Annotated in this window: 15 protein-coding genes, 1 pseudogene and 1 riboswitch; of the genes and pseudogenes, 15 read left to right on the forward strand and 1 reads right to left on the reverse strand. The window is 73.1% G+C overall.

Annotated features, from left to right (window positions below):
* Nucleotides 1-15: 15 nt before the first annotated feature.
* Nucleotides 16-831, forward strand: coding sequence for an IclR family transcriptional regulator (locus FIV44_RS25670; RefSeq protein ID WP_246086619.1), 816 nt, complete (start codon nt 16-18; stop codon nt 829-831).
* A 196-nt stretch (nt 832-1027) separates the two neighbouring features.
* Here the strand turns inward: FIV44_RS25670 and FIV44_RS25675 are convergent, their stop codons facing one another.
* Complete coding sequence (locus tag FIV44_RS25675; RefSeq protein ID WP_141006927.1) at nt 1028-1924, reverse strand: ribokinase; 897 nt, start codon at nt 1922-1924, stop codon at nt 1028-1030.
* A 311-nt stretch (nt 1925-2235) separates the two neighbouring features.
* Between FIV44_RS25675 and FIV44_RS25680 the strand changes: the two genes are divergently transcribed.
* From FIV44_RS25680 to FIV44_RS25745, 14 genes and pseudogenes are all read left to right on the forward strand, one after another.
* The gene (locus tag FIV44_RS25680) at nt 2236-3660 is read left to right on the forward strand and encodes a xanthine dehydrogenase small subunit (RefSeq protein WP_141006928.1); all 1425 of its coding nucleotides are present in this window, start codon (nt 2236-2238) and stop codon (nt 3658-3660) included.
* Complete coding sequence (gene xdhB / locus FIV44_RS25685) at nt 3657-5966, forward strand: xanthine dehydrogenase molybdopterin binding subunit (protein ID WP_141006929.1); 2310 nt, start codon at nt 3657-3659, stop codon at nt 5964-5966. The genes FIV44_RS25680 and xdhB overlap by 4 nt, the downstream gene beginning before the upstream one ends.
* Nucleotides 5963-6808 (forward strand): xanthine dehydrogenase accessory protein XdhC, encoded by an 846-nt coding sequence (gene xdhC, locus FIV44_RS25690; protein WP_141006930.1) that lies wholly within the window; start codon nt 5963-5965, stop codon nt 6806-6808. Before xdhB ends, xdhC begins: the two co-directional genes overlap by 4 nt.
* 2 nt (nt 6809-6810) lie before the next feature.
* The gene (locus tag FIV44_RS25695; protein ID WP_141006931.1) at nt 6811-8964 is read left to right on the forward strand and encodes a malate synthase G; all 2154 of its coding nucleotides are present in this window, start codon (nt 6811-6813) and stop codon (nt 8962-8964) included.
* A complete protein-coding gene (locus tag FIV44_RS25700) occupies nt 8964-10217 on the forward strand; it encodes a DUF6986 family protein (RefSeq protein ID WP_141006932.1) in 1254 nt (417 codons plus the stop codon). The genes FIV44_RS25695 and FIV44_RS25700 overlap by 1 nt, the downstream gene beginning before the upstream one ends.
* Nucleotides 10214-11098 (forward strand): factor-independent urate hydroxylase, encoded by an 885-nt coding sequence (pucL, locus tag FIV44_RS25705; RefSeq protein ID WP_141006933.1) that lies wholly within the window; start codon nt 10214-10216, stop codon nt 11096-11098. Before FIV44_RS25700 ends, pucL begins: the two co-directional genes overlap by 4 nt.
* Before the next feature lie 80 nt (nt 11099-11178).
* Nucleotides 11179-11552: pseudogene (locus FIV44_RS25710) on the forward strand (2-oxo-4-hydroxy-4-carboxy-5-ureidoimidazoline decarboxylase).
* 63 nt (nt 11553-11615) lie between these two features.
* Nucleotides 11616-11924: a hydroxyisourate hydrolase gene (gene uraH / locus FIV44_RS25715; RefSeq protein ID WP_141006934.1), complete on the forward strand. Its 309-nt coding sequence runs from the start codon at nt 11616-11618 to the stop codon at nt 11922-11924.
* Nucleotides 11914-13251, forward strand: coding sequence for an allantoinase AllB (gene allB, locus FIV44_RS25720; protein WP_141006935.1), 1338 nt, complete (start codon nt 11914-11916; stop codon nt 13249-13251). Before uraH ends, allB begins: the two co-directional genes overlap by 11 nt.
* Nucleotides 13248-14057 (forward strand): bifunctional allantoicase/(S)-ureidoglycine aminohydrolase, encoded by an 810-nt coding sequence (locus tag FIV44_RS25725; RefSeq protein ID WP_141006936.1) that lies wholly within the window; start codon nt 13248-13250, stop codon nt 14055-14057. The genes allB and FIV44_RS25725 overlap by 4 nt, the downstream gene beginning before the upstream one ends.
* A gap of 26 nt (nt 14058-14083) precedes the next feature.
* Entirely contained in the window at nt 14084-14404 is a 321-nt protein-coding gene (locus FIV44_RS25730; protein WP_141006937.1) for a nucleotidyltransferase family protein, read from the forward strand.
* Entirely contained in the window at nt 14401-14727 is a 327-nt protein-coding gene (locus tag FIV44_RS25735; RefSeq protein WP_219996176.1) for a HepT-like ribonuclease domain-containing protein, read from the forward strand. Before FIV44_RS25730 ends, FIV44_RS25735 begins: the two co-directional genes overlap by 4 nt.
* Nucleotides 14728-14760: 33 nt before the next feature.
* Nucleotides 14761-14999: riboswitch (cobalamin riboswitch) on the forward strand.
* Nucleotides 15000-15129: 130 nt separating this feature from the next.
* Complete coding sequence (locus tag FIV44_RS25740) at nt 15130-17691, forward strand: ribonucleoside-diphosphate reductase subunit alpha (RefSeq protein WP_141006938.1); 2562 nt, start codon at nt 15130-15132, stop codon at nt 17689-17691.
* Nucleotides 17692-17714: 23 nt separating this feature from the next.
* On the forward strand, nt 17715-18689 hold the full coding sequence (locus tag FIV44_RS25745; RefSeq protein ID WP_219996565.1) for a ribonucleotide-diphosphate reductase subunit beta: 975 nt from the start codon (nt 17715-17717) through the stop codon (nt 18687-18689).
* The last annotated feature ends 17 nt before the right edge of the window (nt 18690-18706 follow it).

The following is an 18706-nucleotide window of genomic DNA, read 5'->3' on the forward strand; positions in this document are numbered from 1 at the left end:
TAGGGAGGTGCCGTGGTGGTGTCAACGCAGGCCGAGCAGCGCGGGGCGGCCACGGGCGCCCAGACCGTGCACCGCGCCCTGGACATCCTCGAGATCATCGCCGCGCGGAGCGCGGGCATGCCGCTCGCGGAGATCGCGGCCGCGGTGGGTCTCGCCGCGCCCACCGCGCACCGGCTCTGCCGCGCCCTGGTCGAGCGCGGCTACGTGCGGCAGCTGCCCGACCGCACCTACGCCCTCGGCACCCGGCTGGTCGCGCTCGGCAAGTCGGCGCACGACCTGATCGGCGCGGACGCCGAGCCGCTGCTGCTCGACCTGGTCGCCGAGCTGGGCGAGACCGCCAATCTCGCGGTGCTGAGCGGCCTCCAGGCAGAGTACGTCGCCCAGGCTCCGTCGCGGTTCGCGATGCGGATGTTCACCGAGGTGGGCCGTCGGGTCGACCTGCACAGCACCGGCGTCGGCAAGGCGCTCCTGGCCCGGCTCGACGACTCCGAGGCTCGCGCGATCGTGGACCGGACCGGCATGGCGACGCCCACGCCCCACACCCTCGAGAGTCCCGACGCCCTGATGGCCGACCTGCGGCAGATCCGCGAGCGGGGCTTCGCCCTCGACGAGCAGGAGCAGGAGATCGGGGTCCGATGCGTCGCCGTCGCGCTCGACAGCGCGTCGCCCGCCTGGATGGCCCTGTCCGTCTCCGGTCCCGTCACCCGGATGACCGACGATCTCGTCGGCCGGGCGGTCCCGCTGCTCCAGGCGGCGGCCCGGGAGCTCGCCGCGATCCTGCGCGGCGAGGTCGACAGGCGCCCGATCACGGCCGGTCGCCACCCCGGCTGAACTCGGGCAGGGCCAGTCTTCTTCGCGCCCGACCAGGACGCCTGGTACCGCGAGCAACTCTGCCGCGGCTTCGAGCGCGAGTGCGACCGGATCCAGGCCGACCGATCTCGAGACCGTGACCGGCCTCAGGTCGTGCTGTCGTGAGCGGGCCGGCCCGCGGCCCGCGGGACGCCGCGTGAGGTCGGCCGGCGGGTGACTACGGACGAGCCAGCGCCTCCTGGACGACATCGAGCCGAGGAGCGCTGTCGGCGCCGTGCACCTGCGTGCTCAGCGCGCCGGCCACCACCGCGAACCGCAGCACCTCGTCGAGCGGCGAGCCCGCGGCCAGGCAGGCGGCCAGGGCGCCGCAGAAGGTGTCGCCGGCGCCGGTGGTGTCGACGGCGGACACGGAGGGCGGTGGGATGGTGCCGGCGAGGTGGCCCCGGTCGTACCACCGGGCGCCGCGGGCGCCCTGGGTGACCACGAGGGTGGGGACGGGGGAGGCCAGCCGGGAGGCGGCGTCGTCCAGGGAGGCGCTCCCCGCCAGGGCGCGGCACTCGTGCTCGTTGACGACCAGGACGTCGACGGCGTCGAGCAGGCCGTCGGGGAGGGGGCCGGCGGGCGCGGCGTTGAGGACGACGAGGACGCCCCGAGCGCGGGCCGCCCGGGCGCAGCGGAGCACGGTCGCCGGGGGCAGCTCGAGCTGCATCAGGAGCACCGCGCAGTCGAGCCACTCGTCCGAGCCGTGGGGGAGGGGAGCGACGCTGCCGTTGGCTCCGCCGGTGACGAGGATGGCGTTCTCGCCGGTGTCGTCGACCATGACGATGGCGCTGCCGGTGGGCTCGTCCACGAGCGCGACGTGCTGCGTGCGGACGTCGTTCCCGCGCAGGTGGGCGAGGAGCGCGTCGCCGGCGGGGTCGCGGCCCACGGCGCCGACGAAGGCGACGGTGCCGCCGGCGCGGGCCGCGGCGACGGCCTGGTTGAGGCCCTTGCCGCCGGGGCCCTGGCGGGTCGCGGTCGTGCTGACGGTCTCACCGGGGGCGGGCAGGCGCGTGGTGTGGACGATCTGGTCGAGGTTGGCGCTGCCGAGCACCGTCACCGTGGAAAGAGGCACGTCTCAGGATCCCAGGCGCTCGGCGCGAGCGCGTCGCGGCCGTTGACCCTGTCTCGGCGCGACGGCTACATTCGATGTCTCCGCTTCTCCTGAAGGGACCACCCCGTGAGAACGCCCCTGTGCACGTCGGCCGACCTGCGTCGGCACGTGCACGTGGTCGCGTGGACTCGGGGGCGCGTGGCGCACGGCGTCTAGGCGCACGCCCCGACGGCGGCCGGCAGCGAGGCCGGCGGCCGTCGCGATCAACCCTGCCGACCGAAGGCCCGGGCCGACGGCATCGTCGCCCACCCCGATCCCTGCCAGGAGAGCCGATGAACAGTGTGGTCGTCAACGGCGTCGCCCGGTCCCTCGCCGGAGTGCCGCCCCACACGAACGCGCTCGACTTCCTGCGCGCCGGTGGCCTGACCGGCGCCAAGGAGGGGTGTGCCGAGGGCGAGTGCGGCGCGTGCTCGGTGCTCGTCGCTCGGCCCGCGCCCGACGGCTCGGACACGACCGAGTGGACCGCGGTCAACGCCTGCCTGGCTCCCGCGGCGGCCCTCGGCGGCCAGGAGGTGGTGACCGCCGAGGGTCTCGGCACGCCCGACGCGCTGCACCCCGTGCAGCGGGAGCTGGCGGTGCGCGGCGGCTCCCAGTGCGGCTACTGCACACCGGGCTTCGTGTGCTCGATGGCCGCGGAGTACTACCGGGCCGGCCGCGCCGACGATGCCGGTACGCCGGGCGGGCACCGCGGCGCGAACGGCTTCGACCTGCACGCCATCGGCGGCAACCTGTGCCGCTGCACCGGCTACCGGCCGATCCGCGACGCCGCCTACGCGCTGGACCAGCCCGCCGCGGGCGACGCGCTGGCCGCGCGACGCACCGCTCCGCCGCCCGCGGCCGCGGCCGCCGAGCTGCGCGACCACGAGGCGGCGTACCTCCGCCCGGGCACGCTGGCGGAGGCGCTCGCGCTGCTCGACGAGCCCGGGGCCGTGGTCGTCGCCGGCAGCACGGACTGGGGGGTGGAGGTCAACCTCCGCGGCCGCCGGGCGACGACGATGGTCGCCGTGGACCGGCTGCCCGAGCTGCGCGGCTTCGACCTCACGGCGACCGAGCTGCGGATCGGCGCCGCCCTGACGCTCACCGAGATCGAGCGCCGGCTGGCCGGCCGGGTGCCGCTGCTGGCGGCGCTGATGCCGCAGTTCGCCTCGCGGCTGATCCGCAACAGCGCGACCCTCGGCGGCAACCTCGGCACCGGCTCGCCGATCGGCGACAGCGCGCCGGTGCTGCTGGCCCTGGAGGCCTCGCTGGTCCTGGTCTCGGCGGCAGGGGAGCGGACGGTGCCGCTGGCCGGCTACTTCACCGGCTACCGCGCGTCGGTCCGTCGTCCCGACGAGCTGATCCGGGAGGTCGTCGTCCCGCTGCCGGCCAGCCCGCTCACGGCCTTCCACAAGATCGCCAAGCGGCCCTTCGACGACATCTCCTCGGTGGCAGCGGGCTTCGCGATCGACGTCGCCGACGGCGTGGTGCGCAGGGCGCGGATCGGCCTGGGCGGGGTGGCCGCCACCCCGATCCGGGCGCTGGCCACGGAGGCGGCGCTCGAGGGCAGGCCGTGGACCGCGGACACGGTCGACGAGGCCGCCGCGGCGATGGCCGGCGAGGGCACCCCGATCTCCGACCAGCGCTCCAGCGCCGACTACCGCGTCGCCATGCTCGGCCAGGCACTCCGCAAGCTGTACGTCGAGGCGGTGCCGGCATGACCACGACCGAGTCCGCACCCACCACGACCCCGCTGTCGCGGCGGCCCGACGACGCGGTCGTCGGCGCGGCGCTCCATCACGAGGCGGCCGCCCTGCACGTAACTGGACAGGCGCTCTACACCGACGACCTGGTCGGCCGGCTGCCCGCCGTCCTGCACGCCCATCCGGTCCAGGCCCAGGTCGCGCACGCGCGGATCGCCCGGCTCGACGTGAGCCCGGCCCACGACGTGCCCGGCGTGGTGCGGGTGCTCACCGCGGCCGACGTGCCCGGCGTCAACGACGCGGGCGTCAAGCACGACGAGCCGCTGTTCCCCGACGAGATCATGTACCACGGCCACGCCGTGTGCTGGGTCCTCGGCGAGACCCTCGAGGCGGCCCGCCGCGGTGCCGCCGCCGTCGTCGTCGAGTACGACGAGCTGCCGGCCGTCGTCACCGTCGAGGAGGCGATCGCGGCGGAGTCCTTCCAGGGCGCACGGCCGACGCTGCGCCGCGGGGACGCCGCGAACGCGCTGGCCGACGCCGAGCACGTCCTCACCGGCACCACGGCGTTCGCCGGGCAGGAGCACTTCTACCTCGAGACCCACTGCTCGCTGGCCCAGGTCGACGAGAGCGGCCAGGTCTTCGTGCAGGCCAGCACCCAGCACCCGACCGAGACCCAGGAGATCGTCGCCCACGTGCTCGGCGTGCCGAGCCACGCCGTGACCGTCCAGTGCCTGCGGATGGGAGGCGGCTTCGGGGGCAAGGAGATGCAGCCGCACGGCCTCGCCGCCGTCGCGGCGCTGGGCGCCACGTTGACCGGGCGCCCGGTCCGGGTGCGGCTGACCCGCGCGCAGGACATGTCGATGACCGGCAAGCGGCACGGCTTCCACGCCACCTGGCGGGTCGGCTTCGACCGCGACGGCCTGCTCGCCGGCCTCGAGGCGACGCTGACCTCCGACGGAGGCTGGAGCCTCGACCTCTCCGAGCCGGTGCTGTCCCGCGCGCTGTGCCACATCGACAACGCCTACTGGATCCCCGCGCTCACCGTCCACGGCCGGATCGCGAGGACCAACAAGACCTCCCAGACCGCCTTCCGCGGCTTCGGCGGCCCCCAGGGCATGCTGGTCATCGAGGACATCCTCGGCCGCTGCGCGCCGCTGCTCGGCCTCGACCCGGCCGAGCTGCGCCGCCGCAACCTCTACCGGGAGGGCCAGACCACGCCGTACGGCCAGCCGGTGCGGCACGCCGAGCGGCTGGCGGCGGTGTGGGACCAGGTCTCCGCGTCCGCCGGCCTGATCGCGCGGCGCGCCGAGATCGACCGGTGGAACGCCGCCCATCCCCGGGCCAAGCGCGGGATCGCGATCACCCCGGTGAAGTTCGGCATCTCCTTCAACTTCACCACCTTCAACCAGGCCGGCGCCCTCGTGCACGTCTACAAGGACGGCTCGGTGCTGATCAACCACGGCGGCACCGAGATGGGCCAGGGGCTGCACACCAAGATGCTCCAGGTCGCCGCGACCGCCCTCGGCGTACCGCTCGCGCGAGTGCGGCTCGCGCCGACCCGCACCGACAAGGTGCCCAACACCTCCGCGACCGCGGCGAGCGCGGGCGCCGACCTCAACGGCGGGGCCATCAAGGACGCCTGCGAGCAGATCCTCGGCCGGCTGGCGCCGGTCCGCGCCTCCCTGCGCGACGGCGGAGCGCCGGACGCGTCGTGGGAGGAGCTCGTCGCCGCGGCCTACCACCAGCGGGTCCAGCTGTGGGCGGCCGGCTTCTACAAGACCGAGGGCCTCTCCTGGGACGCCGCGACCATGACCGGGTCGCCGTTCAAGTACTTCGCGTACGGCGCCGCGGTCGCCGAGGTCGAGGTCGACGGCTTCACCGGCGCGTCCACGACCCGGCGGGTCGACATCGTGCACGACGTCGGCGACAGCCTCTCGCCGCTCGTCGACGTCGGCCAGATCGAGGGCGGCTTCGTGCAGGGCGCCGGCTGGCTGACGCTCGAGGACCTGCGCTGGGACGAGTCCACCGGGCCGGGCCGGGGCCGGCTCACCACGAACGCCGCGTCGACGTACAAGATCCCGTCCCTCTCGGAGATGCCCGAGGTCTTCAACGTCACCCTGCTCGAGCGGGCCCACGAGGACGGCGTCGTCTACGGATCCAAGGCCGTGGGGGAGCCGCCGCTCATGCTCGCGTTCAGCGTCCGTGAGGCCCTGCGAGACGCGTGCGCGGCGTTCGGCCCGCCTGGACGGCCGGTCGAGCTGGCCTCGCCGGCCACCCCGGAGGCGGTCTACTGGGCCCTCTCGGCCGCACGGGAGGCGTCATGACCACGTGGTTCCAGGCCGTGGCCGAGCTGCGCGCGACCCGCCGGGCGGGCGTGCTGGTGACGGTCGCCGGGGTCCGCGGCCACGCGCCGCGCGAGGCCGGCGCCAAGATGGTCGTCGCCGCCGCGGACACCTGGGGCTCGATCGGCGGCGGTCCCCTCGAGGAGCGTGCGGTACGCCGCGCGCGAGAGCTGTTGGCCGATCCCGCCGTCGCACCCGAGTCCTTCACCGCCAGCCTCTCCGACAGGGCACCCTCCGAGCACGGCGTGCAGTGCTGCGGCGGCGAGGTCACCGTCCTGCTCGAGCCGCTGCCCGTCGTACCCTCGGTCGCGGTCTTCGGGCTCGGCCACGTCGGCCTCGAGATCGCCCGGATCCTGGCCCGCCACGACCTCGACCTCCACCTCGTCGACTCGCGCGCGGACCAGCTCGCCCCGGACCGGCTCGCGCCCCTCGCCGACGCGGTCGCCGCCGTCCACACCCACCACATGCCGGTGCTGCCCGAGCTGGCGCTCGCGGGGCTGCCGCCCGGCACCCGGGTCCTCGTGCTGACCCACGACCACGCCGAGGACCTCGCCATCATCGACGCCGCGCTGCGCACCGACCACCTCGGCTCGATCGGGCTGATCGGGTCGAGCGCCAAGTGGGCGCGGTTCCGCGTCCAGCTCGCCGCCGCCGGCCTGCCGGACGACGTCGTCGACCGGGTCGAGACGCCGATCGGCCTGCCCGGCGTCACCGCCAGCAAGGATCCCGCGGCGATCGCGGTCTCCGTCGCGGCCGCGCTGCTCACGGCCGCGCAGCCCACGAGCGGCACATCCGGTCCCGCCCACCTGGCAGAGAGGCTCTGAGCATGGCAGTACAGCAGGCAGACGACCGGATCGCCCTCGGGGCGCTCCGGGTGGCCCCCGTCCTGCACGCCTTCGTGCGCGACGAGGCGCTGCCCGGCAGCGGCGTGGACGAGGCCGTCTTCTGGGAGGGCGTGGAGTCGATCCTGGCGGCCTTCGCACCCCGCAACCGGGCGCTGCTGGAGCGCCGCGCCGAGCTGCAGCGCCGGCTCGACGCCTGGCACACGGCCCACCCCGGTCCGGTGCGGGACCAGGCCGCCTATGTCGCGATGCTGCGCGAGATCGGCTACCTCGTCGACGAGCCCGCCGACTTCCGGATCGACCCCGGGGAGGTCGACGCGGAGGTCGCGCTCCAGGCCGGCCCCCAGCTCGTCGTCCCCGTGCTCAACGCGCGGTTCGCCGCCAACGCCGCCAACGCCCGCTGGGGCTCGCTGTACGACGCGCTCTACGGCACCGACGTGATCCCCGAGGACGACGGCCGCGAGCGCGGGACGTCGTACAACCCGGTGCGCGGCGCCGAGGTGATCCGCCGCGCCAAGGCCTTCCTCGACGCGCACTTCCCCCTCGAGAGCGGCTCGCACGCCGACGCGACGGGGTACACCGTCGACGACGGCACGCTGGTCCCCGCGCTGGCCGACCCGGCCCAGCTGGTCGGGTGGCGCGGGGACCCGGAGGCGCCCGAGGGCGTGCTGCTGGTGCACCACGGGCTGCACGTCGAGATCCAGCTCGACCGTGAGGACCCGATCGGCCGCGACGACCCGGCCGGCGTCAAGGACCTGCTGCTGGAGGCCGCGATCTCCACGATCATGGACCTCGAGGACTCCGTCGCCGCGGTCGACGCCGACGACAAGGTCGCGGGCTACCGCAACTGGCTGCTGCTCAACCAGGGCACCCTGGCCGCCGAGGTGACCAAGGGCGGGCGCACCTTCGTGCGCGGCCTCGCGCGCGACCGGGCCTACGACGGCGCGGACGGCCCGGTCACCCTGCCGGGCCGGTCGCTGCTCTTCGTCCGGCAGGTCGGCCACCTGATGACCACCGACGCGATCCTCCTCGACGGCGCGGAGGTGCCCGAGGGCGTCCTGGACGCGATCCTCACCGCGCTGTGCAGCCTGCCCGACCTCCAGGGCCGCGCGGAGCTCGCCAACTCCCGCGCCGGCGCGATGTACGCCGTGAAGCCGAAGATGCACGGCCCCGAGGAGGTCGCGTTCACCGACGACCTCTTCGCCGCCGTCGAGGACCTGCTCGCGCTGCCACGCAACACCGTCAAGCTCGGGATCATGGACGAGGAGCGGCGCACGTCAGCCAACCTCAAGGCCTGCATCCACGCCGCTCGCGGCCGGGTGGCGTTCATCAACACCGGCTTCCTGGACCGCACCGGCGACGAGCTGCACACCTCGATGCTCGGCGGGCCGATGATCCGCAAGGCCGACATGAAGGGGACCACCTGGATCGCCGCCTACGAGGATCAGAACGTCGACATCGGCCTCGCCTGCGGGCTCGCCGGCCGCGCCCAGATCGGCAAGGGCATGTGGGCGATGCCCGACGCGATGGCCGCGATGGTCGAGCAGAAGGTCGCCCACCCGCGGGCCGGCGCGAGCTGCGCCTGGGTGCCCTCGCCGACCGCGGCCACGCTGCACGCCCTGCACTACCACGAGGTGGATGTCGCCGCCCGGCAGCGCGAGCTCGCGGGCACCCGGCGTACGACGGTCGAGCAGCTCCTCACCGTCCCGCTCGCCGGCGAGGACGAGGTGGCGGCGTGGACGGCGGAGGAGCGGGCCGCGGAGATCGACAACAACCTCCAGGGCGTCCTGGGCTACGTCAAACGCTGGATCGACGACGGGATCGGCTGCTCGAAGGTCCCCGACATCCACGGCGTCGCGCTGATGGAGGACCGCGCCACCTGCCGGATCTCCAGCCAGCACGTCGCCAACTGGCTGCGCCACGGCGTGGTCACCCTCGACGAGGTCGAGGCCGCGCTGCGGCGGATGGCGGCCGTGGTCGACGAGCAGCAGGCCGCCGACGGCTACCGGCCGATGGGACCGGGCTTCGACGGCCACGCGTTCGCCGCCGCCCGCGCGCTGGTGCTGGACGGACTGGCCCAGCCCTCCGGCTACACCGAGCCGATCCTGCACCGGCACCGCCGTGAGGTGAAGGCGTAGTGGTCCGCGCCGACACGCTCGCCGTCGCCCTGACGGCGGAGCTCGACGCGCGGCTGGCGGAGGCCGACGCGGCGCTGGCCCGCGACTATCCGGGGGAGCGGCCCGGCCGGCAGCCCGTGCACACCGTCTACGTCCCCGCCGACCGGTACGACGCCGGCCTGGTGCCGCGCCACGGCGCCGCTGCGCTGGCCGCTCTCGACGAGCATGCGGACGCCTTCGCCGAGCTGGTCGGCGACGACGACGTCGTCGCCCGGGTGCGGGCCAAGCTCGCGAGCGAGCCGGTCGAGGACCTGCGGGTCGACTTCGAGGACGGCTATCTCGGGAGGAGCGACGCGGACGAGGACGCCGACGCGACCCGGGCCGCGGCCGCGCTCGCGGCCAGCCGGAGCGACGGTGCGGCAGCGCCGTTCGGCGGCATCCGGGTCAAGAGCCTGGACCCCGCCACCCGGACGCGGTCGGTGCGCACCCTCACGGCGTACCTCGCCGCCTTCGCCGAGGCCGGCGGCGACCTCGCCGGCTGGGTCGCGACGCTGCCCAAGGTGACCAGCGTCGACCAGGTCGAGGCGATGGTCCACGCCTGCGCGACCCTGGAGCAGCGGCTCGGCCTGGGCGAGGGGGCGCTGCGCTTCGAGATCCAGGTCGAGACACCGCAGTCGATCCTCGGCTCCGACGGCACAGCGCTGGTCGCGCGGATGGTGCACGCCGCCGGCGCGCGGCTGACCGGCCTGCACTACGGGACCTACGACTACTCGGCGTTCTGCGGCATCGCCGCCGAGCAGCAGTCCCTGGCGCACCCGGTGGCCGACCACGCCAAGCTCGTGATGCAGGCCGCCGCGGCCGGCACCGGCGTCCGGCTCTCCGACGGCTCGACCAACATCCTGCCGGTCGGGAGCCCCGCCGAGGTGCGCGCCGCCTGGGCCGGCCACCACCGGCTGGTCCGTCGCTCCCTGGAGCACGGCTTCTACCAGGGCTGGGACCTGCACCCGGGCCAGCTGCCCACCCGGTACGCCGCCACCTACGCCTTCTACCGCTCCGGGCTGCCGCGGGCGCTGGCCCGCCTCGACGACTACGCCCGGCGGACCGAGGGCGGGATCGCCGACGAGCCGGCGACGGCGCGCGCGCTCGCGTCGTACGTCCTGCGGGGGCTGGACTGCGGCGCCGTCGACCCGGCCGAGGTGGCAACGGCGCTGCCGCTCACCCCGGACAACCTGCGACAGCTGGCCGCCGGCCAGCAGCTGAGGAGTGACGGATGACCCATCGCCTGGGCGCCAACCAGTACGGCAAGGCGGAGACGCGCGTGGTGCGCATCGTCCGCGACACACCGGTGCACGAGATCCACGATCTCAACGTCTCCACCGCGCTGCGCGGCGACTTCGCCGCCGCGCACACCACGGGCGACCAGTCGCGAGTGCTGCCGACCGACACCCAGAAGAACACCGCGTTCGCCTACGCCAAGCTCCACGGCGTGTCCTCGATCGAGGACTATGCGCTCGCGCTCGGCCGGCGGCTGCTGGAGGCCTGCCCGGCGGCGGAGCAGGCGCAGATCAAGGTCGAGCGGTACGCCTGGGACCGGATCGGCGACCACTCGTTCGCGCGGCGCGGCGGCGGCGTGCGGACCGCCGTGGCGACCGTCGGGCGCGACGAGGCGCACGTGCTGTCCGGGATCCAGGAGCTGGTCCTGCTCAACACCACCGACTCGGAGTTCAAGGGCTTCCTCGTCGACGAGCTCACGACGCTGCCCGAGGCCGACGACCGGATCCTCGCGACCTCGCTGGTCGCCCGCTGGCGGCACGGCTCGACCGACGTCGACTGGAACGCGTCGTACGACGCCGCGCTCGCCACGCTCCTGCGGACCTTCGCCGGCACCTACTCGCGCGCCCTGCAGGAGACCCTCCACGCGATGGGCGGGGCGCTCCTCGACGCCCAGCCCGGCCTGGCCGAGGTGCGCTTCTCCGCGCCCAACAAGCACCACTTCCTGGTCGACTTCAGCGGCTTCCGCGTCGACGGGCTGACCAACGAGGGCGAGGTCTTCGTCGCCGCGGACCGGCCCTACGGCCTGATCGAGGCCCAGGTCCTCCGCGACGACGCGCCGCCCGCCGGCGACGCCTGGCTCGCGGTCGCGGGGTTCTGCTGATGGCCGGCGTGAGGGTCACGCGCGCCGGCCTGCTGGCCTGCCTCGCCGTCCCGCGGTGGGCCGACGACGTCCTCGCCGGGATGCCGTACGACGACGCCCCGGCGCTGCTGTCCGCCGCGGCCGCCGCCGCCCGCTCGCTCAGCGGCACCGAGCTGGACCAGGCGCTCGCGAGCCACCCCGGATCGGCGAGCGTGGGGGAGCGCAGTCGCGACGGGAGCAGTCCGGCGTCGACCCCGCTGCCGGCGACACGGCGTCCCGGCTGGCGGCCGGGAACGCCGCCTACGAGGAGCGCTTCGGCCGGGTCTTCCTGATCCGCGCGGCCGGCCGGGACGCCGAGGCGATCCTCGGCGAGCTCGAGCGCCGGATGCGCAACGACGACGAGGCCGAGCGCGCCGAGACCGTCGACAACCTGCGCCAGATCGCCCTGCTCCGGCTCGAGGAGCTCATCTCGTGAACTCACCCCACGAAGTTCTTCTCCCCGCTTCGCTCCTCCGAACAACTCCGCAGGGACCCCGAGATGAGCACCCTGTCCACCCACGTCCTCGACACCGCGGCCGGCCGCCCGGCCGCCGGCGTACCGGTCCGGCTGGAGACCCGCGCCGGCGAGCCGCTCGGCGAGGGCGTCACCGACGCCGACGGCCGGGTGGCGGCCCTCGGTCCGGAGCTGGGGGAGGGGGACTACGTGCTGCGGTTCGACACGGCGTCGTACGCCACCGGCTTCTATCCCGAGGTGGTCGTGGTGTTCACGATCGCCGACGCCGGCCAGCACCACCACGTGCCGCTGCTGCTCAGTCCCTACGGCTACTCGACCTACCGTGGCAGCTGAGCTCGACCTGGTCGTCCGGGCGCGGCGGGCGATCGTGGACGGCGAGGAGCGTGCGGTGTCGGTGGGCGTCGCGGACGGGCGGATCGCCGTGGTGGCGGGCCTCTCGGAGCCGCCCGCCGCTGCCCGCATCGTCACGCTGGAGGACGACGAGGTGCTGCTGCCCGGCCTGGTCGACACCCATGTGCACGTCAACGAGCCCGGCCGCACGGAGTGGGAGGGCTTCGCCAGCGCCACCGCGGCCGCCGCGGCCGGGGGCGTCACCACGATCCTCGACATGCCGCTCAACTCCGTCCCGCCCACCACGACCGTCGAGCACCTGCGGGTCAAGCAGGAGGCGGCACGCGGCCAGGTGCGGGTCGACGTCGGCTTCTGGGGCGGCGCGGTGCCCGGCAACCTCGGCGATCTCGAGTCCCTGCACCGGGCGGGTGTGTTCGGGTTCAAGTGCTTCCTGCTCGACTCGGGGGTCGAGGAGTTCGGTCATCTCGACCCCGGCGCGTTCGCCCTCGCCCTGGAGGAGACGGCGCGGCTCGGGGCGCTGATGATCGTGCACGCCGAGGACGGCTCGCTGATCGACGACGGCGCGCTCGACGGCGTCCGGTACGCCGGCTTCCTGGCGTCGCGCCCGCGCGCGGCCGAGGAGACCGCGATCGGGCTGGTCGTCGACCGGGCGCGGACCAGCGGCGGCCGGGCGCACATCGTCCACCTGAGCAGCGCGGGCGCCGTCCCCCTGCTGCGCGCCGCCCGCGCCGAGGGCGTGGACGTGAGCGTCGAGACCTGCCCCCACTACCTGACCTTCGACGCCGAGCACATCGGCGACGGCGCGACCGAGCTCAAGTGCTGCCCGCCGATCCGCGAGGCCGACAACCGGGAGGCGCTCTGGGCGGCACTGGACGCCGGCGACATCGACTTCGTCGTCTCCGACCACTCGCCGTGCACGGCCGAGCTCAAGCAGCGCGGCGCCGGCGACTTCGGCGCGGCGTGGGGCGGGATCGCGTCCGTCCAGCTGGGCCTGCCCGCGGTGTGGACCGGCGCCCGCGGGCGCGGCCGGACGCTGGCCGAGGTCGTCGGCTGGATGGCGAGCGCGCCCGCCGAGCGGTGCGGGCTCGCCCACAAGGGCCGGATCGCCGTCGGCGCGGACGCCGACCTGGTCCGGTTCGCGCCGGACGATTCGTTCACCGTCGACGTCGCCCGGCTGCGGCACCGCAACCCGGTCTCGGCCTACGCCGGCCGCCGCCTGCTCGGCGTCGTCCGCGAGACCTGGCTGCGCGGCGCGACCGTCGACGACGACGCCCCACGGGGACGACTGCTGGAGAGGGGAAGGCGATGACCTACTACGTGCCCCGGGGCGGCCTGCCGCCCCAGACGGCGCTGACCACCGACCGCGCGCGGTTCACCGACGCCTACGCCGTGATCCCGCGGCGGACGCTGAGCGACATCACCGCGTCCTACCTCCCCGGCTGGTCGGGGATGCGGATGTGGGTGCTCGCCCGGCCGCTGTCCGGCTTCGCCGAGACCTTCAGCCAGTACGTCGTCGAGGTCGCGCCCGGCGGCGGGTCGGACGCACCCGAGTCCGACCCGGCCGCGGAGGCGGTGCTGTTCGTCGTCGACGGCGCGCCGCGACTGACCCTCGACGGCACGACCCACGAGCTCGCGCCCGGGTCGTACGCCTTCCTCCCGCCCGGCGCGTCCTGGACCCTGCACAACGCCTCGGGCGCGAACGCCACCTTCCACTGGATCCGCAAGGCCTACGCGCCCGCGCCCGGACTCGACGTGCCTCCTGCGTTCGTCACGCGCGAGCAGGACGTCGACCCGGTCGCGATGCCCGACACCGACGGGTCCTGGTCCACGACCCGCTTCGTCGACATCGCGGACCTGCGCCACGACATGCACGTCAACATCGTGACCTTCCGTCCCGGCGGCGCCATCCCCTTCCCCGAGACGCACGTCATGGAGCACGGCCTCTACGTGCTCGAGGGCAAGGCCGTCTACCTGCTCAACCAGGACTGGGTGGAGGTCGAGGCCGGCGACTTCATGTGGCTGCGTGCCTTCTGCCCGCAGGCCTGCTATGCCGGCGGGCCCGGGGTGTTCCGCTACCTGCTCTACAAGGACGTCAACCGGCACGCGGGCCTGTAGACGGCCCGACTCGTTAGGCTTGAGCCATGAGCACGCCGACTCCCGCCACGCTGCGGCTGCGTGCCGCGCTGGCGGAGCGGAGTGGTCAGGTCGCGGAGATCCTCGACAGGTACGGCGCCACCAACGCTCGCCTGTTCGGGTCCGTCGCGCGCGGCGAGGCCCGCGAGGACAGCGACCTCGACCTGCTCGTCGACCTCCTGCCCGCAGGAGGCAACGAGCTCCTGCGGGTGGCCGGTCTGGGTGAGGAGCTGTCGGAGCTTCTCGGCGTGCGGGTGGACGTCGTCGCTGCGGACCTGCTTCGACGCGAGGTGTCGGCGACGGCGCTGGCCGACGCGGTGGCGGTGTGAGCCGCTCTGACGACGAGCGTCTCGACGACATCCGGGTGGCGATCGAGCGCTGCCTGGCCTACCGCGAGCACCTCGACTCGCCGGAGCTCGGATCGATGGCGTACGACGCCGTGCTCAGGAACCTGGCAGTGATCGGCGAGGCGGTCAAGGCGCTGCCGCACGAATTCAAGGATGCCCACCCGTCCGTTCCGTGGCCGTCGATCGCGGGTCTGCGGAACGTGGTCGTCCATGAGTACTTCCGGGTCGATCCCGACCTGATCCGCGACATCCTGTCGGATCCGCTGGCACGGCTGGCCCTCGCCGTCGCGGAGACACGCCACTAGATCTGGGGTCTTACATCGTTGTGATTCCCCGTATATAGTGGTCGACGCAGCTGGTTCGGCCCGTCATCCAGGCGGGTCGTCGCAAGAGGGAACCCGGTGAGAGTCCGGGACTGCCCCGCAGCGGTGAGTGGGAACGACCTCCGTCTCCTGGAACGACAGGAAGCACTGGGACCCCCGATCAGGGACCTGGGAAGCGACGGACAGTAGGACCGTGCCTGATCCTCGGGCACCCGCCCACGAGTCTGAAGACCTGCCAGTGCTCCGCCGACATCGGTGGAGGTCCGCGACCTCGTGGGAAGGTCAGGGGATCACCGGCAGGCGACGTGGCGTCGCGCCCTCCCCTCACCCTCCTCGAGACCGCGGAAGCGGACAGCCGAAGCGATTCACGAGGGGTGGACCAGCATGAGCATCACCGTCATCAAGCGGGACGGCACCAGGGCGCCGTACGACGGCTACGAGATCGCCCGGTCGATCGAGGAGGCCGCCGCCGGCCTGGACGACGAGGTCGCGCGGGCGACCCAGCTGCGGTCCGAGCTGGAGATCACGCTGTTCGACGGCATCACCAGCGAGCAGCTCGACGAGGCCGTCGTGCAGGTCGCGCTGCAGAACGTCAAGGACGACCCGGCGTACGACACGATCGCGGCGCGGCTGCTCGTCAAGAGCTTCTACAAGGCGATCTTCGGCGAGGGCGTCACCCGCGACGAGGTCTACGCGTTCCATGCCGAGGCCTTCGTCGCGTACGTCGTGCGCGGCGTCGAGCTCGGGCTGCTGGACACCCGCCTGACCGAGCAGTTCGACCTGCAGCGGCTGGGTGCGGCGCTCGACCCCGACCGCGACGACCTGCTGCGCTACGTCGGCGTGCAGACCATGCGCACCCGCTACATGATCGCCGCGCCCGAGGGCCGGCCGATGGAGATGCCGCAGTTCTTCTGGATGCGCGTGGCGATGGGCCTCTCGCTCAACGAGGAGGACCCGACCTCGGCGGCGCTCGGCTTCTACGACCGGATGTCGCGCCTGGAGTACCTCGCGGCCGGCTCGACGCTGGTCAACGCCGGCACGTCGTACGCCCAGCTCTCCAACTGCTTCGTGATGCAGATGGAGGACGACATCGAGCACATCGCCAAGTCGGTGCGCGACGTCATGTGGCTGACCAAGGGCACCGGCGGCATCGGCCTGTCGGTCACCAAGCTACGCTCCGAGGGCTCGCCGATCCGGTCCAACAACACCAGCTCCACCGGGCCGATCCCGTTCATGCACACCATCGACTCCACGCTGCGCGCGGTCAGCCGCGGCGGCAAGAAGTTCGGCGCGCTGTGCTTCTACATGGAGAACTGGCACCTCGACTTCCCGGCGTTCCTCGACCTGCGCCAGAACTCCGGCGACCCCTACCGTCGTACCCGCACCGCCAACACGGCGGTCTGGATCAGCGACGAGTTCATGAAGCGCGTCGAGCGCGACGACCAGTGGTACCTCTTCGACCCGGCCGAGGTCCCCGACCTGGTCGAGCTCACCGGGCGCGCGTTCAGCGAGCGGTACGCCGAGTACGTCGCGATGGCCGAGGCGGGGAAGCTCCGGCACAAGAGGATCGGCGCGCGCGAGCAGTTCAAGGCGATCCTCACGACCCTGCAGTCGACCTCGCACCCGTGGCTGACGTGGAAGGACACGATCAACACCCGTGCCCTCAACGACAACACCGGCACCATCCACCTGTCGAACCTGTGCACCGAGATCACGCTCCCGCAGGACCGCGACAACGTGGCCGTCTGCAACCTGGCGTCGATCAACCTCTCCCGCCACGTCACCGGCCGCCGCCGCAGTGCTGGTGGAGAGGGGGCGAAGGTCGACTGGGACCGGCTCGCGGCGTCGACCCGCTCGGCCGTGCGCCAGCTCGACAACCTGATCGACATCACGATCAGCTCGGTGCCGGAGTCCGAGCACTCCAACTCCGAGAACCGCGCGCTGGGCCTGGGCGTCATGGGCTTCACCGACATCGTCGAGCGCTTCGGCTGGAGCTACGCCTCGCCGGAGTCCTACGACCTGATCGACGAGATCATGGAGTTCGTCTCCTGGCACGCCATCGACGCCTCGGCCGACCTGGCCCGCGAGCGCGGCGCGTACCCGAACTGCGAGGGCTCCGGCTGGTCGCGCGGGATGGTGCCGGTCGACACCCTCGACCGGCTCGCCGCCGACCGCGGCACCGAGGTGACCGTCGACCGTCGTACCCGGCTCGACTGGGACGCCCTGCGCGCCAAGGTCGCCGGCGGCATCCGCAACTCCACCCTGCTCGCCATCGCGCCCACCGCGTCCATCGGCCTGGTCGCCGGCACGACGCCCGGGCTGGACCCGCAGTTCAGCCAGATCTTCAGCCGGGCCACCAGCTCGGGCAAGTTCCTCGAGGTCAACCGCAACCTGGTCGAGGACCTGCGCGCGGCGGGCATCTGGGAGGACGTCCGCGAGGACCTGCTGCGCCACCAGGGCGACCTGTCCAAGGTGGAGGGCGTGCCGGCCGAGCTGGTCGAGATCTACCAGACCTCCTTCCAGCTCCCGGGCCGTGCCTACCTCGAGGTGGCCGCGCGGGCGCAGAAGTGGATCGACCAGGCGATCAGCCGCAACATCTACCTCGCCGACCGGTCGGTGACCACCATGGTCGACCTCTACACCGAGGCGTGGCGGCTGGGCGTCAAGACGACGTACTACCTGCACATGATGCCGCGGCACACCGCCGAGCAGTCGACGGTGAAGGTCAACAAGGCCGAGCAGGTCGCGCCCGCCGGCGGTGGCGGTGCGCCGCGCCGCGGGTTCGGTGCGGCGGCTCCGGCGAAGCGTGGCTTCGGGGCGGTCGCCGCGGCACCGGCGCCCGTCGTACCGCCGGACGTCGAGGAGCTGCCGCAGGCCGAGGTGGTCGAGGACGTGCAATGCCCCGTCGACCCGATGGAGCGACTGCAGTGCGAGTCGTGCCAGTGAGCGCGCAGACGACGACCCGGGGCATCCTCGGCACCGGCATCGAGGAGGGCCTCCTCCTCAAGCCGGTGACCTACCCGTGGGCGATGGAGCTCTACGACCAGGCGGTCGCCAACACCTGGTTCCCCAACGAGATCCAGCTGGGGGAGGACCTCGGCGACTTCGAGCGGATGAGCGAGGACGAGCGGCGCGCCCTCACCTTCCTGATGAGCTACTTCAACCCCAACGAGCTGCTCGTCAACAAGGCGCTGGCGTTCGGCGTCTACCCCTACGTCAACGCGGCGGAGTGCCACCTCTACCTCGCCAAGCAGATGTGGGAGGAGGCCAACCACTGCATGTCCTTCGAGTACGTCCTGGAGACCTTCCCGATCGACCGCGCGGCGGCGTACGACTCCCATGTCACGGTCCCGTCGATGGCCGCCAAGGAGGCCTTCGAGATCCGGTTCATCAAGCGGATGACCGAGCAGACCCTCGACATCACCACGACCGAGGGCAAGCAGGACTTCGTGCGGAACCTGATCGCCTACAACGTGATCCTCGAGGGGATCTGGTTCTACTCCGGGTTCATGGTGGCGCTGAGCTTCCGGCAGCGGAACCTGCTGCGGAACTTCTCCTCGCTCGTCGACTGGATCGTCCGCGACGAGTCGCTGCACCTGAAGTTCGGCATCAACCTGGTGCTGACCGTGCTGGAGGAGAACCCCGAGGTCGCGACCGAGGAGTTCGCCGCCGAGATCAAGCAGATGATCCTCGACGCGGTGGAGATGGAGGAGGCCTACAACCGGGACCTGCTGCCCAACGGCATCCTGGGGCTCAACGCCGACTACATCAACCAGTACGTCAAGTACCTCGCCGACCGGCGCCTCGACGAGCTCGGGTTCGGGGCGCACTACGGCGTCGCGAACCCCGCCAAGTGGATGGCGACGGCCAACGACACCCTGCAGCTGGTCAACTTCTTCGAGTCGATCAACACCTCGTACGAGGTGAACGCGAAGCAGGGCTGAGGCGGGCGCGATGTCCT

This window comes from Nocardioides humi, assembly GCF_006494775.1.
Lineage (GTDB): Bacteria > Actinomycetota > Actinomycetes > Propionibacteriales > Nocardioidaceae > Nocardioides > Nocardioides humi.

Coding starts and splice junctions, on each gene's coding strand:
- uraH (WP_141006934.1), top strand. CDS start 11,616: ATGAGCACCCTGTCCACCCACGTCCTCGACACCGCGGCCGGCCGCCCG.
- FIV44_RS25680 (WP_141006928.1), top strand. CDS start 2,236: ATGAACAGTGTGGTCGTCAACGGCGTCGCCCGGTCCCTCGCCGGAGTG.
- FIV44_RS25730 (WP_141006937.1), top strand. CDS start 14,084: ATGAGCACGCCGACTCCCGCCACGCTGCGGCTGCGTGCCGCGCTGGCG.
- FIV44_RS25740 (WP_141006938.1), top strand. CDS start 15,130: ATGAGCATCACCGTCATCAAGCGGGACGGCACCAGGGCGCCGTACGAC.
- xdhC (WP_141006930.1), top strand. CDS start 5,963: ATGACCACGTGGTTCCAGGCCGTGGCCGAGCTGCGCGCGACCCGCCGG.
- xdhB (WP_141006929.1), top strand. CDS start 3,657: ATGACCACGACCGAGTCCGCACCCACCACGACCCCGCTGTCGCGGCGG.
- FIV44_RS25725 (WP_141006936.1), top strand. CDS start 13,248: ATGACCTACTACGTGCCCCGGGGCGGCCTGCCGCCCCAGACGGCGCTG.
- pucL (WP_141006933.1), top strand. CDS start 10,214: ATGACCCATCGCCTGGGCGCCAACCAGTACGGCAAGGCGGAGACGCGC.
- FIV44_RS25695 (WP_141006931.1), top strand. CDS start 6,811: ATGGCAGTACAGCAGGCAGACGACCGGATCGCCCTCGGGGCGCTCCGG.